Annotated in this window: 12 protein-coding genes; 5 read left to right on the forward strand and 7 right to left on the reverse strand. The window is 72.3% G+C overall.

What is annotated here, in order from left to right; all coding sequences use genetic code 11:
• Positions 1 to 10: 10 nt before the first annotated feature.
• Positions 11 to 1,120 carry a three-Cys-motif partner protein TcmP gene (gene tcmP / locus IPL61_24465; protein ID MBK9034381.1) on the forward strand — a complete coding sequence of 370 codons (1,110 nt, stop codon included), beginning with the start codon at positions 11 to 13 and terminating at the stop codon, positions 1,118 to 1,120.
• Here tcmP and IPL61_24470 read toward each other — a convergent pair.
• Positions 1,113 to 1,874 (reverse strand): phage Gp37/Gp68 family protein, encoded by a 762-nt coding sequence (locus IPL61_24470; GenBank protein ID MBK9034382.1) that lies wholly within the window; start codon positions 1,872 to 1,874, stop codon positions 1,113 to 1,115. The two genes, tcmP and IPL61_24470, sit on opposite strands and share 8 nt — an antisense overlap.
• A gap of 204 nt (positions 1,875 to 2,078) precedes the next feature.
• Between IPL61_24470 and IPL61_24475 the strand changes: the two genes are divergently transcribed.
• Positions 2,079 to 2,705, forward strand: a complete 627-nt coding sequence (locus IPL61_24475) for a hypothetical protein (GenBank protein ID MBK9034383.1) — start codon at positions 2,079 to 2,081, stop codon at positions 2,703 to 2,705.
• A gap of 135 nt (positions 2,706 to 2,840) precedes the next feature.
• Here IPL61_24475 and IPL61_24480 read toward each other — a convergent pair whose 3' ends face one another.
• Positions 2,841 to 3,431 carry a hypothetical protein gene (locus IPL61_24480; protein ID MBK9034384.1) on the reverse strand — a complete coding sequence of 197 codons (591 nt, stop codon included), beginning with the start codon at positions 3,429 to 3,431 and terminating at the stop codon, positions 2,841 to 2,843.
• 69 nt (positions 3,432 to 3,500) lie between these two features.
• Between IPL61_24480 and IPL61_24485 the strand changes: the two genes are divergently transcribed.
• Together IPL61_24485 and IPL61_24490 are read left to right on the forward strand one after the other, a co-directional pair.
• On the forward strand, positions 3,501 to 4,421 hold the full coding sequence (locus IPL61_24485; protein ID MBK9034385.1) for a LysR family transcriptional regulator: 921 nt from the start codon (positions 3,501 to 3,503) through the stop codon (positions 4,419 to 4,421).
• Positions 4,422 to 4,495: 74 nt separating this feature from the next.
• The gene (locus IPL61_24490; GenBank protein ID MBK9034386.1) at positions 4,496 to 5,035 is read left to right on the forward strand and encodes a hypothetical protein; all 540 of its coding nucleotides are present in this window, start codon (positions 4,496 to 4,498) and stop codon (positions 5,033 to 5,035) included.
• 111 nt (positions 5,036 to 5,146) lie between these two features.
• Here IPL61_24490 and IPL61_24495 read toward each other — a convergent pair whose 3' ends face one another.
• From IPL61_24495 to IPL61_24505, 3 genes are all read right to left on the reverse strand, one after another.
• On the reverse strand, positions 5,147 to 6,934 hold the full coding sequence (locus IPL61_24495) for a mechanosensitive ion channel family protein (GenBank protein MBK9034387.1): 1,788 nt from the start codon (positions 6,932 to 6,934) through the stop codon (positions 5,147 to 5,149).
• A gap of 390 nt (positions 6,935 to 7,324) precedes the next feature.
• Positions 7,325 to 9,487, reverse strand: coding sequence for a M13 family metallopeptidase (locus IPL61_24500; GenBank protein MBK9034388.1), 2,163 nt, complete (start codon positions 9,485 to 9,487; stop codon positions 7,325 to 7,327).
• A 249-nt stretch (positions 9,488 to 9,736) separates the two neighbouring features.
• Entirely contained in the window at positions 9,737 to 10,609 is an 873-nt protein-coding gene (locus tag IPL61_24505) for a hypothetical protein (GenBank protein ID MBK9034389.1), read from the reverse strand.
• A gap of 173 nt (positions 10,610 to 10,782) precedes the next feature.
• Between IPL61_24505 and IPL61_24510 the strand changes: the two genes are divergently transcribed.
• Complete coding sequence (locus IPL61_24510; GenBank protein ID MBK9034390.1) at positions 10,783 to 12,222, forward strand: right-handed parallel beta-helix repeat-containing protein; 1,440 nt, start codon at positions 10,783 to 10,785, stop codon at positions 12,220 to 12,222.
• A gap of 148 nt (positions 12,223 to 12,370) precedes the next feature.
• Here IPL61_24510 and IPL61_24515 read toward each other — a convergent pair whose 3' ends face one another.
• Together IPL61_24515 and IPL61_24520 are read right to left on the reverse strand one after the other, a co-directional pair.
• Positions 12,371 to 13,108 (reverse strand): exopolysaccharide biosynthesis protein, encoded by a 738-nt coding sequence (locus IPL61_24515; protein ID MBK9034391.1) that lies wholly within the window; start codon positions 13,106 to 13,108, stop codon positions 12,371 to 12,373.
• Positions 13,109 to 13,352: 244 nt separating this feature from the next.
• Positions 13,353 to 14,984, reverse strand: a complete 1,632-nt coding sequence (locus IPL61_24520) for a CotH kinase family protein (GenBank protein MBK9034392.1) — start codon at positions 14,982 to 14,984, stop codon at positions 13,353 to 13,355.
• Positions 14,985 to 15,029: the final 45 nt, after the last annotated feature.

Here is a 15,029-nt window from a genome sequence, read left to right on the forward strand (position 1 = left end):
GGGCTAGCAAATGGCGAGAAAGAACCTCACGTGGTCGCTTGAGCCGCACACCCGCGCCAAGCACGAGATCCTCCGCCGATATCTGGAAGCGTGGTCCGCCATCCTTGGACTTAGTCGCGCGGATACGATCGCCTACGTTGATGGCTTTGCCGGTCCGGGCGTCTACGACAAGGGCGAAGACGGCTCCCCGATCATCGCGCTGAAGGCGGCGCTCTCCCACGAAGACAAGATCAAGAGCGAGATCCGGTTCCTCTTCATCGAGAAAGACATCGGCAGGGCGCGTCACTTAGAAGGCCTTGTGGCTAGTCTCAATCTGCCCGCAAGATTCAGAACACGCGTGACCGGTGGTTTGACGTTCGAGGACGGCTTCCGTCAGCACCTGATCGATCCATACAAGCGGCACGGGATGGGACTGCCTCCGACGTTTGCTTTCATCGATCCCTTTGGATGGAAGGGCGTCCCCTTCGCACTGGTCAAGGAGATCCTGGCCAACCCGAGCTGCGAGGTCTTCGTCAACTTCATGTTCGAAGAGATCAATCGGTTCATCAAACACGAGGACCAACCAAACAACTTCGATGAACTGTTCGGCACGTCGCGATGGCGGGGGGTGCTCTCGATAACCGACATTGGTGAGCGTCGCAACTTCCTCCACGGGCTCTACCTCTCGCAACTGCGCGATGCTGCTGGCGCTCGGTATGTCCGCTCCTTCGAGATGCGGAATAAGAACGACGCGACGGACTACTTCCTGTTCTTCGCGACGAACAGCCGCAAGGGCATCGAGAAGATGAAGGAGGCCATGTGGAAGGTGGACGAGTCAGGAGAATTTCGATTCTCTGACGCAACCAACCCTGCGCAGGTTCTCCTCTTTGAGAAGCAGCCCGACTTCCTTGAGCTACGACGACAGCTGCTCGCTCGGTTCGGTGGAAAGACGGTCACCGTTGGTGAAGTTGAGGAGTTTGTCCTCGCAGAAACTTCGTTTCGAGAAACCCACTACAAGAAGCGTCTCGCGGAACTCGAGGACGAGGGGCAGTTGGTTGCAGTTAATCCCCCCACCAGTCGTCGAAAGCGATCGTACCCAGACCCATTGCTCGTCCTGCGCTTCTTGGCCCCCGCTACCTGACGACAGCCAACGGCCGCGGTCGTACGGCCGGGAGCGCCGGGAACTCGTCCCAGGTCCGGCCGCTGAGCTCGCGGCCGGCCTTGGACTTCTGCACGCCGCCCCACTGCTTGAAGAAGAAGGGCACGCGCTGGGCGCGGCACTGACGCTGGATCGACTTGACCCAGGCCTCGTCCATCGGCCGCGCGCCGGGGCCGCTCTCGCCGCCGACGATGACCCAGTGGATCCCGGACAGGTTCATCGGTCCGAGATCCTCGAGCAGCGGCTCGACGGACAGGAAGCGCACCGCGGCCGGGGTCTCGCGCAGCAGATCGATCCGCGGCAGGCCGTAGCGGCGATCTTCTACGCTCACGCCGAGCCAGATATGCGCGCGCTCGACGATGTCGCGGGGCAGCGCGCTGGTGACCGCGAGCATGCGGTCGGCGCGCTTGGTCAACACTTGGTAGGTGTGCCAGTCGGCGGCGTTCATCGTCTCGAACACGCGCCGGATGAACGGGACGTCGACCCCGACCTGGAACAGGTCGCTCATCGAGTTGACGAAGATCCGGCGGGGCCGCTTCCAGCGGAGCGGCTCCTCGAGCTTCTCCGGCACCAGCCGCAGATCGAAGCCCTGGCCGTAAGGATGGCCCGGGATTCCGCGCCAGCGCTCGGCGAACGTCTCGGCGTAGCAGTGCTTGCAGCCGGGCGACACCTTCGTGCAGCCGCGCACCGGGTTCCACGTCGCGTCGGTCCACTCGATCGCGCTGCCATCACTCATCGGACTGAACCGATGTGTAGCATCGGCAAAGATCACGGTCCAGCGTTGTCCCCGAGGCGCGCGCTCCCGGTCGCGCGCTACCACCGGGCCCGGCGCAGTTTCGGCCCGGGAATCGGCGGGGGCGGGCTGGCGTTGTGACGACGCCACGACGGCGCGACGGCGCGCTGGTATCGTCGCGCCCAACCTCATCGAGGTCGTCCCCGCATGAAGCTCACGCTCGCCACGCTCGCCACCGCGCTGCTCGCGTTCACCAGCCCGGCCTTGGCCGACGAGCCCGGGCCGATCGACGTCACCCAGCTCGACGCGGCCAAGCCGTTGCCGACAGGCGTCAAGGCCAAGGGCCAGGCCGTCGAGCAGGTCTGGAGCTGGACCGACGGCGACACGGCCACCGCCGGCCTGGCGGTGTTCTCGTCGACGGACACCGTCAAGGTCGGCCGCGTCGTCGCGCGCAAGCTGTTCGTCCAGTACTACCGGGGCAAGGCCGGCAAGCTCAAGCTGGTGCGGCTGGTCAACGACGGCGTGCCGACCTGCGCGTACGACGTGGTCGCGCAGTTCGTCCCGGGCTCGGTGTCGGTCACCGACGAGGACGCCGACGGGGTGTCCGAGCTGACGTTCGCCTACGACGTCACCTGCACCAGCGACGTGAGCCCGTCGACGCGCAAGCTGCTGGTGCTCGAGGGTCCGGCCAAGCACGCGCTGCGCGGCAACTCGCGCATCGACGCCGGCGGCGGCGATCTGGTCGGTGGCGACTACAAGGCCGACCCGTTCAAGAAGGCGCCGGCGCTCAAGGCCCTGGCCGAGGCGCGCTGGCAGAAGCTGCTCGGGACCTGAGGCGGCTCAGTCGCGCGGGGCGATGAGGCGCAGGACCGGTCCGGCGCGCGCGCGTCAGTGACCACGCGAGACGCCCGACGCGCGGACCTGCGCTCGACCGAGGCGGCGCCCCGCGCTGACGCGAGCAGGGCGCGGTCATAGCCGCCAGCCCACGTGCACCGCCGCGAAGGCGACGGCCGGGAACACCTGGTAGGTCTCCCCGGCGAGCTCGCGCTCGCCCGCGAGGGCGGCGGTCGCGCCGACGCCCGCCCACGGCACGACGTAGAGGCCGCGCCGGGTCGGGAACCACAGGTAGCCGACCCGCGCCATCACCAGCCCGGCGGTGTAGACGCGCGTGTCCGCGGGCGCCTCGTCCCGGGTCAGCGCCAGGCGCTGGACCGCGAGCTGCGCGCCGACGAACGTCCCGGCGGCGTCGCCGTCGAGGTCGCGATCGACGAACAGGCCGTAGCCGGCGCGGATCCGCTGGTGCCAGCCCTCGCCGTGGTTCGCGGGGGCAGCGCCGACCAGCGCGTCGGGCAGGTCCATGGCGTAGGTCCCGACGCCGACGGTCCAGCCCGGGGCGGCCCGCGGCGCGAGCCGGACGTGCAGCGCGTAGCCGGCGAAGGCGAAGGTGGCGGGATCGGTCTCGATCAGGACCCGGGCCGGCGGCTCGGCCTGGGCCGCGGGCGCGGACGCGAGCACGACGGAGATGACGACCTGGGCGACGCGGCGGTGGTGGTGGTTCATGGCCGCAGCCTGCGGCCGCGGCCTGAATCAGTCGAACTGTTGCTTCTTATGCGATGATTAGCACTACTGATGGACGCGACCCTGCGCGGCATGAACCTCAACCTGCTGGTCGCGCTCGACGCGCTGCTGGCCGAGCGCAGCGTGACCCGCGCCGCGCGCCGCACCGGCGTCACGCAGTCGGCGATGAGCCAGTCGCTGGCCGCGCTGCGGGCGATGCTGGGCGACCCGGTGCTGGTCCGCACGCCGACCGGCATGCAGCTCACGACCCGCGCCGAGGCGCTCGGCCCGCCGCTGCGGCGATGTCTCGACGAGCTGGGGCGGGTGCTGGCCGGCGGCGGCGAGTTCGACCCGGCCCAGGAGCGCGGGACGGTCCGGATCGCCACCGGCGAGCACCTGGCGGCCCTGCTGGCGGCGCCCCTGTTGACCAGGCTCGCCGCGTGCGCGCCGGACGCCGACCTGCGCATCGACACGCTCGACGCGCGCCGCACGACCGAGCTGCTGGACGGCGGCGTCGACCTGGTCATCGGCCCGCCGGTCGCGTCGACGGCGGTGGGGTCGCGGCCGCTGTTCGAGGATCGCTTCGTGTGCGTGCTGCGGCGCGCGGACGTCCCGACGTCGGCCCGCGCGCAGCTCCCGCTCCGCGACTACCTGCGCCGGGGACACGTCCTCATCAGCCCCAGCGGCCAGGGGAGCTCGGTCGTCGATCGCGCGCTCGCCGACCGCGGCCACGAGCGACGGATCGTCGCCCGGGTCGGGTCGTTCATGCTCGCGCCGCAGCTGGTCGCGCAGACTGGGCTGATCCTCACCGCCCCGCGGGCGTGCGTGGCCGCGGCCAGCGCGACCTTGCCCCTGGCGGCGTTGCGGGCGCCGGTGCCGCTGCCGCCGCTCGCGATCGCGTGCCACTGGGACCTCCGGCGCGGGGCCGACCCGCGCGTCCAGTGGCTACGGGGGCTGGTCGAGGACGCGGTGCGCGCGGTCGGGCTCAGCTGACGCGGGCGCGCCTCGACGGCGCCGGCAGGTCGGCCGCAGGCATCCGTCCGAGGTCCGCGGCGGTCGAAGCGAGGATGACGCCGCGCTGGTTCCTGACGCACCTGCCCCGCGCGCTCGTGAGCTGCGCGCTGATCGCGGCGTGCTCCTCGAGCGATCCCGGCACGGTGGCCGACGTCGACGGGGGCAGGGACGCGGCCGCGACCGACTGCGCGGCCGCGCTGGTCACGCTCCAGACCGCGCAGGACCCGACGTGCGCCGGCGGCAACGAGCACCGCTGGCCGGTCGGCCTGGCGCCCGGCGCGTGTCACGGCTGGCGGTCGACCGACACCTCGGGGCGGGTGCACGAGAACTCGGCCAGCGCGATCGGCTGCAACGCCGACGGTTCGTTCCAGTTCACCCAGTACGCGGGCAACCTCACCTGCGCCGGCAGCGGCGTGACCAAGCGGTACGCGGCCGACGCGTGCACGCAGGACACGCCGCCCAACCTGTACACGGTCGCCGTCGACCTCACCTGCTGCACCGACCCCACGAGCCCGGCGTGCGCGGTCGGCGTGCCGTCGGCGACGGTGCCCGGCACGACGATCTACCTCGACGGACTGGCCTGCCCGGGCTGACCGAGGCGATCGACCTCGACGGCCGCCGGCCAGGCCGCACCACGACGATCTACCTCGACGGGCGGGCCTGCCAGGGCTGACCGGGGCGACCCGCGCCGGCGCCGCCGATGATCACGACGGCTCGTCGCCCTGCGCGTCCGCGGGCGGCGAGTAGCGGCGGACGATGCCGGCGAGCTGGGCCTCGTCGAGCCGCGGCCGCGGCGGCAGCTCGCGCGGCAGCGCCTGGGTGTCGAGGTGCAGCGTCCGGGTCGGGAACGCGAACGACACGCCCAGCTCCTCGGCCAGCTGCAGGATCTCGAGGTTCAGGTCGGTCCGGATCTTCAGCTCGGCCTTCCAGTCGGGCGCGTCCATGAAGCAGTAGACCATCACGTTGAGCCCCGAGTCGCCGTAGTTGTTGAACTCGACGATCGCGTAGTCGCGGCGCATGCCGTCGAGGCGCGCGATGATCCCGCGCACGCCGGCGCAGAACGCCGCCATCTTCACGCGCGGCGTGTCGTAGGTCAGCCCGAGGTTGGCGACGTAGCGGCGCCAGCGCCGCGCGCCGTAGTTGTCGATCGACGTGTCGGTCATCTTGGCGTTGGGCATCGTGACCAGCGAGTTGTAGAAGGTGCGGATACGCGTGGTCCGGAAGCCGACCTCCTCGATCGTGCCCTCGACGCCGTCGATCACCACCCAGTCGCCGATCTGGAACGGCTTGTCGATGAAGACCACCAGCGAGCCGAAGAAGTTGGCGACGGTGTCCTTGGCCGCGAGGGCGAAGGCCAGGCCGCCGAGCCCGAGGCCGGCCAGGAGCGAGCCGACGTCGACGTCGAGGTTCTGGAGCAGGAAGATCGTGCCGACGACCGCGATGAAGACCTTGAGCGTCTTGCGCAGCAGCGGCACCAGCTGATCGTCGAGCTTGCTGTCGGTGCCCTCGGCCTTGACCTCGAGCCAGTCGGTGAGCACGTCGACCAGCCGGTACGCGAGCCAGGCGGCCGAGTAGGCCGCCAGGGCGACGGTCGCGAGCCGGGCCACCTGGCTGACCCGGACCGACAGCTGCAACCACGGCCCCACCGTCGAGAACACGGCGGCCATCACCAGGCCGCCGATCGGCCGGGCGATCCGGTTGAGGGCCTTGTCGATCCACCGCAGCGCCAAGCGTCCGACGGCGCGGCGGACGTAGGTGCCGATCACGAAGACCACCAGCTTCTGCAGCGCCAGCGCGAGCAGGATCACCAGCAGCAGGCCGAACAGCTGCCACACCTCGATCCCGAGGAGGCGCGTGTGGAACCAATCGGGCAGCGCCGCGAGCAGCCGCTCGACGGTCGGCGGCACGGTCTCGTCGTGGAGCGCCGGGATGGCCTTGATCGTGGCGGCCGAGAACTGCCAGCGGGCCCCGACCTTGACCAGCTCGACGACCTCGAGATCGGGCAGCCGCCAGCGATGGATGCCCGTGGGCGCGGTGTAGTCGGGATCGGTCGGGATCGCGTCGACGTCGACGTAGAGGCCGCGGGCGTCGAGCGTGCGCTTGAGCTGCTCGGCGCGCGTGGCGAGCACCGCCGGCGCCAGCGTGCTCTGGTCGAAGCACGCGGCCGCGCGCACCGGATCGACCCGACCCTCGCGGTCCTGGATCCAGTACAGGAGCTGCAGCATCGCCGCGCGCGGCGTGTGGCAGGTGCCGCCCACCTGCGCCTCGATCGATTCGGGAGCGGCCGGCTGAGCCGCGACCGCGGGTTGGGCCGCGACCGCGGGTTGGACCGCGACCACCGCGGCCGCAGCCGTCGCCGGGTCCGCGGGCGGATCGGCGGCCGGGCCGGAGGGAGGATCGGCCGCCGGGCCGGAGGTCGGGTCGGAGGGCCCCGCGATGACCGAAGCAGGCACGATCAGCGCGAGCGCCAGGATGATGATCCAGCGTCGCATGGCCGCACGGTAGCGACCGAGGCCACGAAACTCAACCCGCGGGGGCCAGAGGTGGCCGGCGATCGTCGACGATCGTGGCCGTCGGCTGCGGCAAGGCGACGTCATCGCCGTCGCGGCGGTGGCACCTCGACGAGGTCACGTCCACCGCGGCGGCCCCACCGACGAGCCGCCGGCGGTGGCACCAGACGAGGTCCGTCCACGCGGCGGCACCCGACGAGCCGCCGGCGGCGCCCCACCGACGAGCCGCCGGCGGTGGCACCACGACGAGGTCACGTCCATCGCGGCGGCGGCACCCCCGACGAGCCGCCGGCGGCGGCCCCACCGATGAGGTCACGACCATCGCGGCGGCGGCACCACCATCGTGGGCGGCCGCGCGCCGAGCGCGTCGCGCTACCAGATCCGGACGCGCGCGTCGGGCGCGAGGAACAGCGCGTCGGTGGCGGCCGGCTTGTACGCCTCGTACCAGGCGTCGAGGTTGCGCACCACCGACGTCCGGAACTCGGACGGGCTGTGGGGATCGGTGACCAGCCGGTTGGCCAGCTCCTGGTCGCGGTACAGGCGCCGCCACACCTGGGCCCAGCCCAGGAAGAAGCGCTGATCGCCGGTCAGGCCGTCGAGCACCGGCGCCGGCTTGCCGCCGAGCGCGAGCTGGTACGCGCTGTACGCGACGGTCAGGCCGGCCAGGTCGGCGATGTTCTCGCCCAGCGTCAGCTCGCCGTTCACGCACTGCGCCGGCTTGCCGTCGACCGCCGCCACCGGACAGTACGTGCCGTACTGCGCGACCAGCTGGTTGGTCGCGACCTTGAACTTGGCGGTGTCGTCGGCGGTCCACCAGTTGGCCAGCGCGCCCTTGGCGTCGTACTGCGCGCCCTGGTCGTCGAAGCCGTGGCTGATCTCGTGGCCGATCACCGCGCCGATGCCGCCGTAGTTGACCGCGTCGTCGGCGTTGGCGTCGAAGAACGGCGGCTGCAGGATCGCCGCCGGGAAGACGATCTCGTTGAGGCCGGGGTTGTAGTAGGCGTTGACGGTCATCGGCGTCATGCCCCACTCGTCGCGGTCGATCGGCTGGCCGAGCCGGGCCAGGCGCCGGTCGTACTCGAAGGCGCTGGCGCGCTCGTCGTTGCCGACCGGGTCGCCGGCCTTGACCTCGAGCTTGCTGTAGTCGCGCCAGACCTTGGGGTAGCCGATCTTGGGGTTGTAGGAGGCGAGCTTGGCCTTGGCCTTGGCCTTGGTCTCGGCGCTCATCCAGGTCAGGGCGTCGAGCCGCTGGCCCATCGCGACCAGCAGGTTCTTGACCAGCTCGTCGGCCCGGGCCTTGGTGGCCGGGGTGAAGTACTTCTCGACGTAGAGCTTGCCGACGGCCTCGCCGAGCGCCCCGGTGACCTCGTCGACGCCGCGCTTCCAGCGCTCCTTGTTCTCGGGCGTGCCCGACAGGACCTTGCCGTACATCGCGAACCGCGCGTCGACGAACGCCTTGGACAGGCCCGACGCCGCCCCCGACACCAGGGTGACGGTCAGGTAGTCGCGCCACACCGCGAGCGGCTCGCTGCCGACCAGCTTGGCGATGCCAGCGATCGCCGACGGCTGGTTGACGTTGATGGCCGGGACGTCGGCCAGGCCGACCGACGCCGCCCACGCCGCCCAGTCGACGCCGGGCGCCAGCTGCTGCAGCTCGGCCAGGGTCATCTTGTTGTAGGTCTTCTGGGGATCGCGGTTCTGGACCCGGGTCCAGTGGGTCGCCGCGATCTTCTCCTCGAGCGCGTAGACCGCGGCGGCGCGCTTGGCCGCGTCCTTGGCGCCGATCAGCGTCAGCAGGGTCTCGAGGTACTGCTTGTAGCCGTCGCGCACCGCCGCGAACTGCGCGGCCTTGGGCTCGTAGAAGTCGCGATCGGGCAGCCCCAGCCCGCCCTGGGCGAGGCTGGCGATGTAGTGCTCCGGGTCCTTGTCGTCCTGGCCGACGATCGTGGCGAACGGCGCCTTGCGGAAGTGGCGGGCGTTGTCGCCGAACTCCGCCAGCAGCCCGGCCGCGTCGGTGATCGCGGCGATGCGATCGAGCTGCGGCTGGATCGGCGTGATCCCGGCGGCCTCGATCGCGGCCTCGTCCATGAAGCTCTGGTAGTAGTCGGCGACCTTCTTGGCCTCGGGGCCGCTCGCGGTCGCCGCGCCCAGGATGATCTCCTTGGTGCGGGCCTCGCTGCGATCGGCCAGCACCGAGAACATGCCGTAGTTCGACTTGTCGGCGGGGATCGGCGTCTTCTCGAGCCAGGTGCCGTTGGCGTGCTGGTAGAAGCTGGCGCCGGGCGCGACGTCGGGCTTCATGCCCGCGGTGTCGAAGCCCCAGGCCCCGATCTCGGGCTTGGCGGCGACCGCCGGCGCGGTGACCGGCGGCGCCTGGTCGGTGGGCTTGGACTTCGACGGCTCGGACTTGGATCCGCAGGCCGCCAGGAACAGGGTCGCGGCGATCAGGTGCTTCGTCACAGGGTGCGCTCCAGGAAGGACGTGGGGACGTTCCGGAGCTACGCGGTTACCGCGTCGGTGCGCCGTTGACAACATGTCCATCGACCGCGCCGGCGTGCGACATCGTCGCCCGTCCCAGCGATCGTCGCAGCGTCCCGCCCACCGTCGCGGGCGTGACCGGCCGCGTCATGCGCCTTGGTCGCCGCGAAGCCGCGCCGGCCGGTTGCATCCGACCGCGGCCGCGTCGCTGGTGCCTGTTGCGCGCGCCGGGCGGCCCCGACGTCGGCGCCGCGACACCGAGCCGGCCGGTCGCGTCCGCCCACGGCCGCGTCGACCGTGCCAGCGTCAGCGCGCGCCGGGCGGCCCCGACGACGGCGCCGCGATCGCCGCGGGCGGCGCGTCGCGCGCGCCCAGGGGCAGCGTCAAGGTCAGCGCCAGGCTCGGCCCGTAGTCGACCGGCTGGCCCTGGACCACCTGGTACACGGTCGCGCCGGCGCGCACGCCGTGGCCGAGCCCGATGTCGGCGCCGGCCGAGAGCACGGTGTTGAACGTGCCGGCCTCGACCTCGTCGGTGGTGTCGAGCCCGACCTCGATGCCCTTCTGCTCGATCGTCGGGTGCGTGCGGAACGTCAGCCCACCCCACACGTTGATGTCGCCCTTCGAGTAGGTCGGCACGACGCCGAGGGCCACCTGCCCGACCGTCGAGGTGCCGTGCTCGACGGACGACCACGGGACGCCGGCGCAGTTGTCGATGCAGGTCGAGTACTCGACGTAGGGCACGGTCCACGCCATCAGCTCGGCGTCGATGCCGACGTGCCAGTGCGGGTCGCCGGTCGGCACCATGCCGTTGATCACCAGGCCCCAGCCGTGGACGTCGCCGCCGTCGACCGGGGGCTGGTTGGGCTTGGCGGCCTCGGCGGTGGCCGCGAACCCGTCGGCGGCGATCAGCCCGATCGCGGCGTGGCGCCCGAGCCGCACGCGCATCGCGCCCTCGGCCTGGGTGCCCGGCACCTCGACCGCGGCGGCGGCGTCGGTCGAGCCGAGCGAGGCGTCGGCGACGCTCGACAGCCCGACCGCGAGCTCGCCTGGGGTCTCCATCGGCGCGCCGCTGCGCAGGGCCGGCGTCATGTGCGGCACCAGCGCGGCCCGGTTGACCCGCTGGACCGAGCAGCCGGCGCCGAGGGTCGCGACCGCCAGCATCAACATCGCGTGCTTCATGTCCGGAGCCTCAGCAACCCGCGGACCACGCGGCCCGACCGCGCCGATCCGCGGGCTTGGGGCCGTCCGGACGACGCCGCGCCGGTGAACCGGGGCGCGGCTGTCGTGATCTCGTCGCGACCTGGGCGATCCTCACCACCGCGGGGGTCCCGGCGCGGGCGTAGACTGACGCGATGCGCGCCCTCGCGATCGTCGTGACCCTCACCGCCGCCGGCCCGGCGCTCGCCGGCACCTACGAGGCCACGCCGGCCGACGACCTCGAGGCCAAGGTCGCCGCGCTGGTCGCCGGCGACGAGCTGATCGTCCACGGCGGCACGTACACGCTCACCGGCCGGTTCTCGGTCGACCTGGTCGGCACCGCCGCCGCGCCGATCGTGATCCGCGCGGCCACCGGCGAGCGCCCGGTGATCGACCGGCCCGCGACCGACCAGAACATCTGGGATCTCGATCGGGTCGAGCACGTCACGCTGCGCGGGCTCGAGTGGACGGGCGGCTCGGCCGGCGTGCGCATCAGCGCCGCCGATCACCTGACGATCGAGGACTGCGAGATCCACCACACCGCCGACGTCGCGCTGCGCGCCAACGACGGCGGCGCGACCTACCGCAACCTGCTCATCCGCCACAACCACATCCACGACACCGGCGGCACCGGCGAGGGCATGTACCTCGGGTGCAACAACGACGGCTGCCGCGTCCTCGACAGCGTGATCGAGCGCAACTGGGTCCACGCCACCAACGGGCCGACCGTGAGCCAGGGCGACGGCATCGAGCTCAAGGAGGGCAGCGCCGGCAACGTCATCCGCGACAACGTCGTCCACGACACCGGCTACCCGTGCATCCTGACCTACAGCACCGTCGGGAACGGCGCCGCCAACGTGATCGAGCGCAACCTGCTGTGGGGCTGCGGCGACCACGCGATCCAGTCGGCGGCCGACGCCGTCATCCGCAACAACATCATCCTGGGGTCGGTCGCCAACGGCATCGCGATGCAGCCGCACCAGGCCGGCACGCCGGGCAACCTGACGGTCGTGCACAACACCGTGCTCCACGCGACCAACGACGCCATCCGGGTCAGCGGCATGACCGGCGCGGTCACGATCGCCAACAACGCGCTCTACGCCCAGGCCGGCAACGCGATCGCCGCGAGCGGAGACACCAGCCAGCTCGTCGTCGCCGGCAATCGCGGCGCCGGCGCCACCGCGGGGATCAGCGCGGGGTTCACCGCGTCGAGCCTGGCCGCCGACCTCACGAGCGCCAGCTACACCGGCGCGCCGCCCAACGACGTGTTCCCCGCGGCCGGCGGCGGCTTGATCGGCGCCGGCGATCCGGCGCACGCGGTGGCCGACGACTTCAACGGCGCCGCGCGGGTCGGCGCGCCCGACGTCGGCGCCTACGCGTTCGCCGCCGGCGGCAACCCGGGCTGGCAGCTGATGGCCGGCTTCAAGGACCTCGCGGCCGGGAGCGGCGGTGCCGACGGCGGCGTCGACGGCGGCGTCGGTGGCGACGGCGAGCGCGGCGGGTGCTGCCAGACCTCGTCGGCGCCGCTGCCGTCGACGGCGCTCCTGGCGGGGCTGCTCGCGCTCGCGCTCGGGCGCCGGCGCCGCCGCGCCTGACGCCCCCGGCCTGCCCCGGGTACACCGGCGATCGGCGCCGCCGCGCCTCGAGCGCGTGGGGATCGGATCGACCCAGGCGCGCCCGGATCAGCCGCCGAACCAGCGGCCGATCGACGCCGCGGGGATCGGCCCAACCCAACGCCTCGGGTCAGAGGCCGAGCCAGCGGCCGATCGGCGCGAGCGCGCTGGCCAGCACCTGCGACGCGGTGAACGCCAGCACGATGTGGGCGAGGGTCATCGCGTGCCCGAGCAGCGTCAGCAGGCCGTCGCGCTCGAGCAGGCCGATCGCGTAGGCCAGGATCGGCACGATGAACACCATGTTCGAGCCAGGGATCGGCAGCGGCAGCGCCAGCCCGAGGCCGAGCACGACCACGCCGAGCCCGACCAGCGCCAGCCCGGGCCCGCGGGTCAGCGGTGACAGCCGCTCGCGCACGAGGTGCGCCATCCAGCCGGTGGTCCGGGTCAGCCAGCGGCCGATGCGGCGCAGCGCCGTCACCGTCAGCGTGACCCTGCGGATCCGCGCCGGCAACCACGGTCGGGCGCGCCCGACCACCAGCTGCGCGCCGACGAACGCGATCGCCAGGCCGAACGGCGTCGACATGCCGAAGAACGGGATCGCGGTCAGCGCCAGCAGCGCGATCACGAAGCCGAAGCCCGCGCTGGCGGTGGCGTCGAGGATCTCGGCGATGGTCAGGCCGTCGCGGGCGTCGATCACCACCGGATCGCCCGGCGAGATCGTGGCCACGGCCGGCGCGGTGACGTCGGTCGCGGTGGCGGCGGCCTCGGTCTGGCGCGCCTCGGCGCTGGTCGCCAGCTCGGCCAGCAGGCTCGACAGCCGCAACCCGGCCGGGGCCGAGATGCGCAGCGACTCCGGATCCCCCGTCACGCCGCCAGTGTGACGTGTCGGCGTCGGCTCGCCAAGCCGCGCCGCACGCGAGGACGAGCCCCCGGCCGCCGCGACGCTCAGGCCCGCCAGCGCGACGATCGCCAGCGCGCCGCGGCCGACGTCCCCGCGCCGGCCCGCCGGCGCCGGAGCGACGACCGTCGCCGCACGCCGTGCGGGACGCGACGTGGTGCCTCGTCCGCGCGGCGCACCAGGATCTGCGTGAGGCCCGCGCCGCGGCGCTCGGTCAGAACCCGTGCGCGGCCAGCACCGCGCGCACCTGGGCCGGGCGGTCGGCGATGAACTGCGCGGTCTCGGCCTGGGCCTGGGCGAACTCGGTCGGATCGAACTCGCGCCCAGGATCCGCGGCCAGGAGCGGCGTCAGCTGCGCGACGATCGCCGCGCGCCGAGCCTCGAGCTGCAGGTCCTCGAACGCCGCCAGCGCGTCGCGCAGCCGCGCGGCGAACGCGGCCTCGCACGCGGGCTCGCTCAGGCACCGCTGCGCGATCCGCCCCATGGGCCCCCACTCGTCGATCGAGTTGGGCTGGAAGGTCTGGTCGAGGCCGCTGGGGATGATCGTCCAGCGGTCGCGGGCGGGGTCGTGGTAGACGCGGTAGTTGTTGACGATGTCGTAGCTGTAGCCGTCCCAGTGCGACAGCATCGCCTCGACCGCCCACATCGTCAGGTAGCGATCGAAGTCGAGGATCTGGGTCACCGCCGGGTAGAAGCCGCCGATCGGCAGCGCGTCGAGCCGGGCGATCAGCCCGCGCACCGGCTCGTAGGTCTCGGGATCGGCGTCGGCGCCGGGCGCGCCGTCGCAGGCGTCGGGCGTGAACTCGCGGGTCAGGCAGCCGCTGTCGTCGTCGGCGATGTTGCCGGACTCGAGCTGGCACCAGTACGTGCCCTCGTACAGCATCCCCTGGTTCGAGCCGAAGTGCCGCGCCAGGAACCGCCGGTCGACGGACTCGACGTGCAGGTAGTGCCCGAACAGCGCGCCGTTGACGAGCACCCGCACGGGCGCCGTCCGCGCCGCGGGCACGCCCATCGCGCGGAACAGCGCGTAGGCCAGGCGCTCGTGGGTGAGGCTCTTGTCCTGCACCATGTTGTTGAGCGTCAGCGCGCCCAGGCCGCCGATGCGCCGGTCGGCGGGGCACCCCGCCACCGTGGGGTCGTCCCAGTCGAGGCTGACCTTGAAGCCGGCCTTCTCGTCGAGCTCCCGGGCCGAGCCGCAACCGCCCTTGACCTTGACGCCGACGCCGGTCAGCGCGACGCCGGCGTAGGCGACGTCGCCGGCGAAGTAGTCGCGGCTGTAGGGCACGCACCCGGGCGGCTCCGCCTGGGCGTTGATCGCGGCGTAGCTCTCCGCCGACAGCGTGAGCTCGACGTCGCGCACGGTCGTGTCATCGAACAAGGCCGTCGAGCCGTCGTCGGTGCGGAACGCGACCGGCGAGCTCCAGGGGCCGGCCTGGGTGCAGCCGTCGACGGTGCGGGTCGTCTGGCGGATCCGGACCAGGTGATCGCGCCACAGCTCGAGCGACCCGAGCACCGCGGCCGGGCCCTCGTACGCGCCCATGGCCAGGGTCACCGGCGGCGGGTGCGACGAGGCCAGCGCCACGGACCACACCCGCTCGCGGGGGCTGCCGTCGGCGTTGGCGGTCCAGACCTCGTAGTCGGTCACGGCCAGGAGATCGCCGTCGGGATCGATCGGCGCGGTCGCGTCGACGACGAACGTGGCGGCCGTCACGTCGATCCGGCCGCCGACGTCGGTGAGCACGGTCGGCGCCAGCGGCGGCTGATCGCCGGCGCACACGTCGGGCAGCTTGGGCACGTCGGCGCACGCCGCCAGCGCGACGACCACCATGGCGACGAGCCGGACCATCACGGCCAGCGTAACGCGGCGACCAGCCCGGTGTACACTGACGTG

This window comes from Myxococcales bacterium (assembly GCA_016717005.1).
GTDB lineage: Bacteria > Myxococcota_A > Polyangia > Haliangiales > Haliangiaceae > UBA2376.

What these genes read in the sequence shown, in the direction of transcription:
- IPL61_24480 (MBK9034384.1), bottom strand. Translation starts at nt 3,431, where the DNA reads ATGAACCACCACCACCGCCGCGTCGCCCAGGTCGTCATCTCCGTCGTG.
- IPL61_24520 (MBK9034392.1), bottom strand. Translation starts at nt 14,984, where the DNA reads ATGGTCCGGCTCGTCGCCATGGTGGTCGTCGCGCTGGCGGCGTGCGCC.
- IPL61_24495 (MBK9034387.1), bottom strand. Translation starts at nt 6,934, where the DNA reads ATGCGACGCTGGATCATCATCCTGGCGCTCGCGCTGATCGTGCCTGCT.
- IPL61_24505 (MBK9034389.1), bottom strand. Translation starts at nt 10,609, where the DNA reads ATGAAGCACGCGATGTTGATGCTGGCGGTCGCGACCCTCGGCGCCGGC.
- IPL61_24485 (MBK9034385.1), top strand. Translation starts at nt 3,501, where the DNA reads ATGGACGCGACCCTGCGCGGCATGAACCTCAACCTGCTGGTCGCGCTC.
- tcmP (MBK9034381.1), top strand. Translation starts at nt 11, where the DNA reads ATGGCGAGAAAGAACCTCACGTGGTCGCTTGAGCCGCACACCCGCGCC.
- IPL61_24470 (MBK9034382.1), bottom strand. Translation starts at nt 1,874, where the DNA reads ATGAGTGATGGCAGCGCGATCGAGTGGACCGACGCGACGTGGAACCCG.
- IPL61_24475 (MBK9034383.1), top strand. Translation starts at nt 2,079, where the DNA reads ATGAAGCTCACGCTCGCCACGCTCGCCACCGCGCTGCTCGCGTTCACC.
- IPL61_24490 (MBK9034386.1), top strand. Translation starts at nt 4,496, where the DNA reads ATGACGCCGCGCTGGTTCCTGACGCACCTGCCCCGCGCGCTCGTGAGC.
- IPL61_24500 (MBK9034388.1), bottom strand. Translation starts at nt 9,487, where the DNA reads ATGTTGTCAACGGCGCACCGACGCGGTAACCGCGTAGCTCCGGAACGT.
- IPL61_24510 (MBK9034390.1), top strand. Translation starts at nt 10,783, where the DNA reads ATGCGCGCCCTCGCGATCGTCGTGACCCTCACCGCCGCCGGCCCGGCG.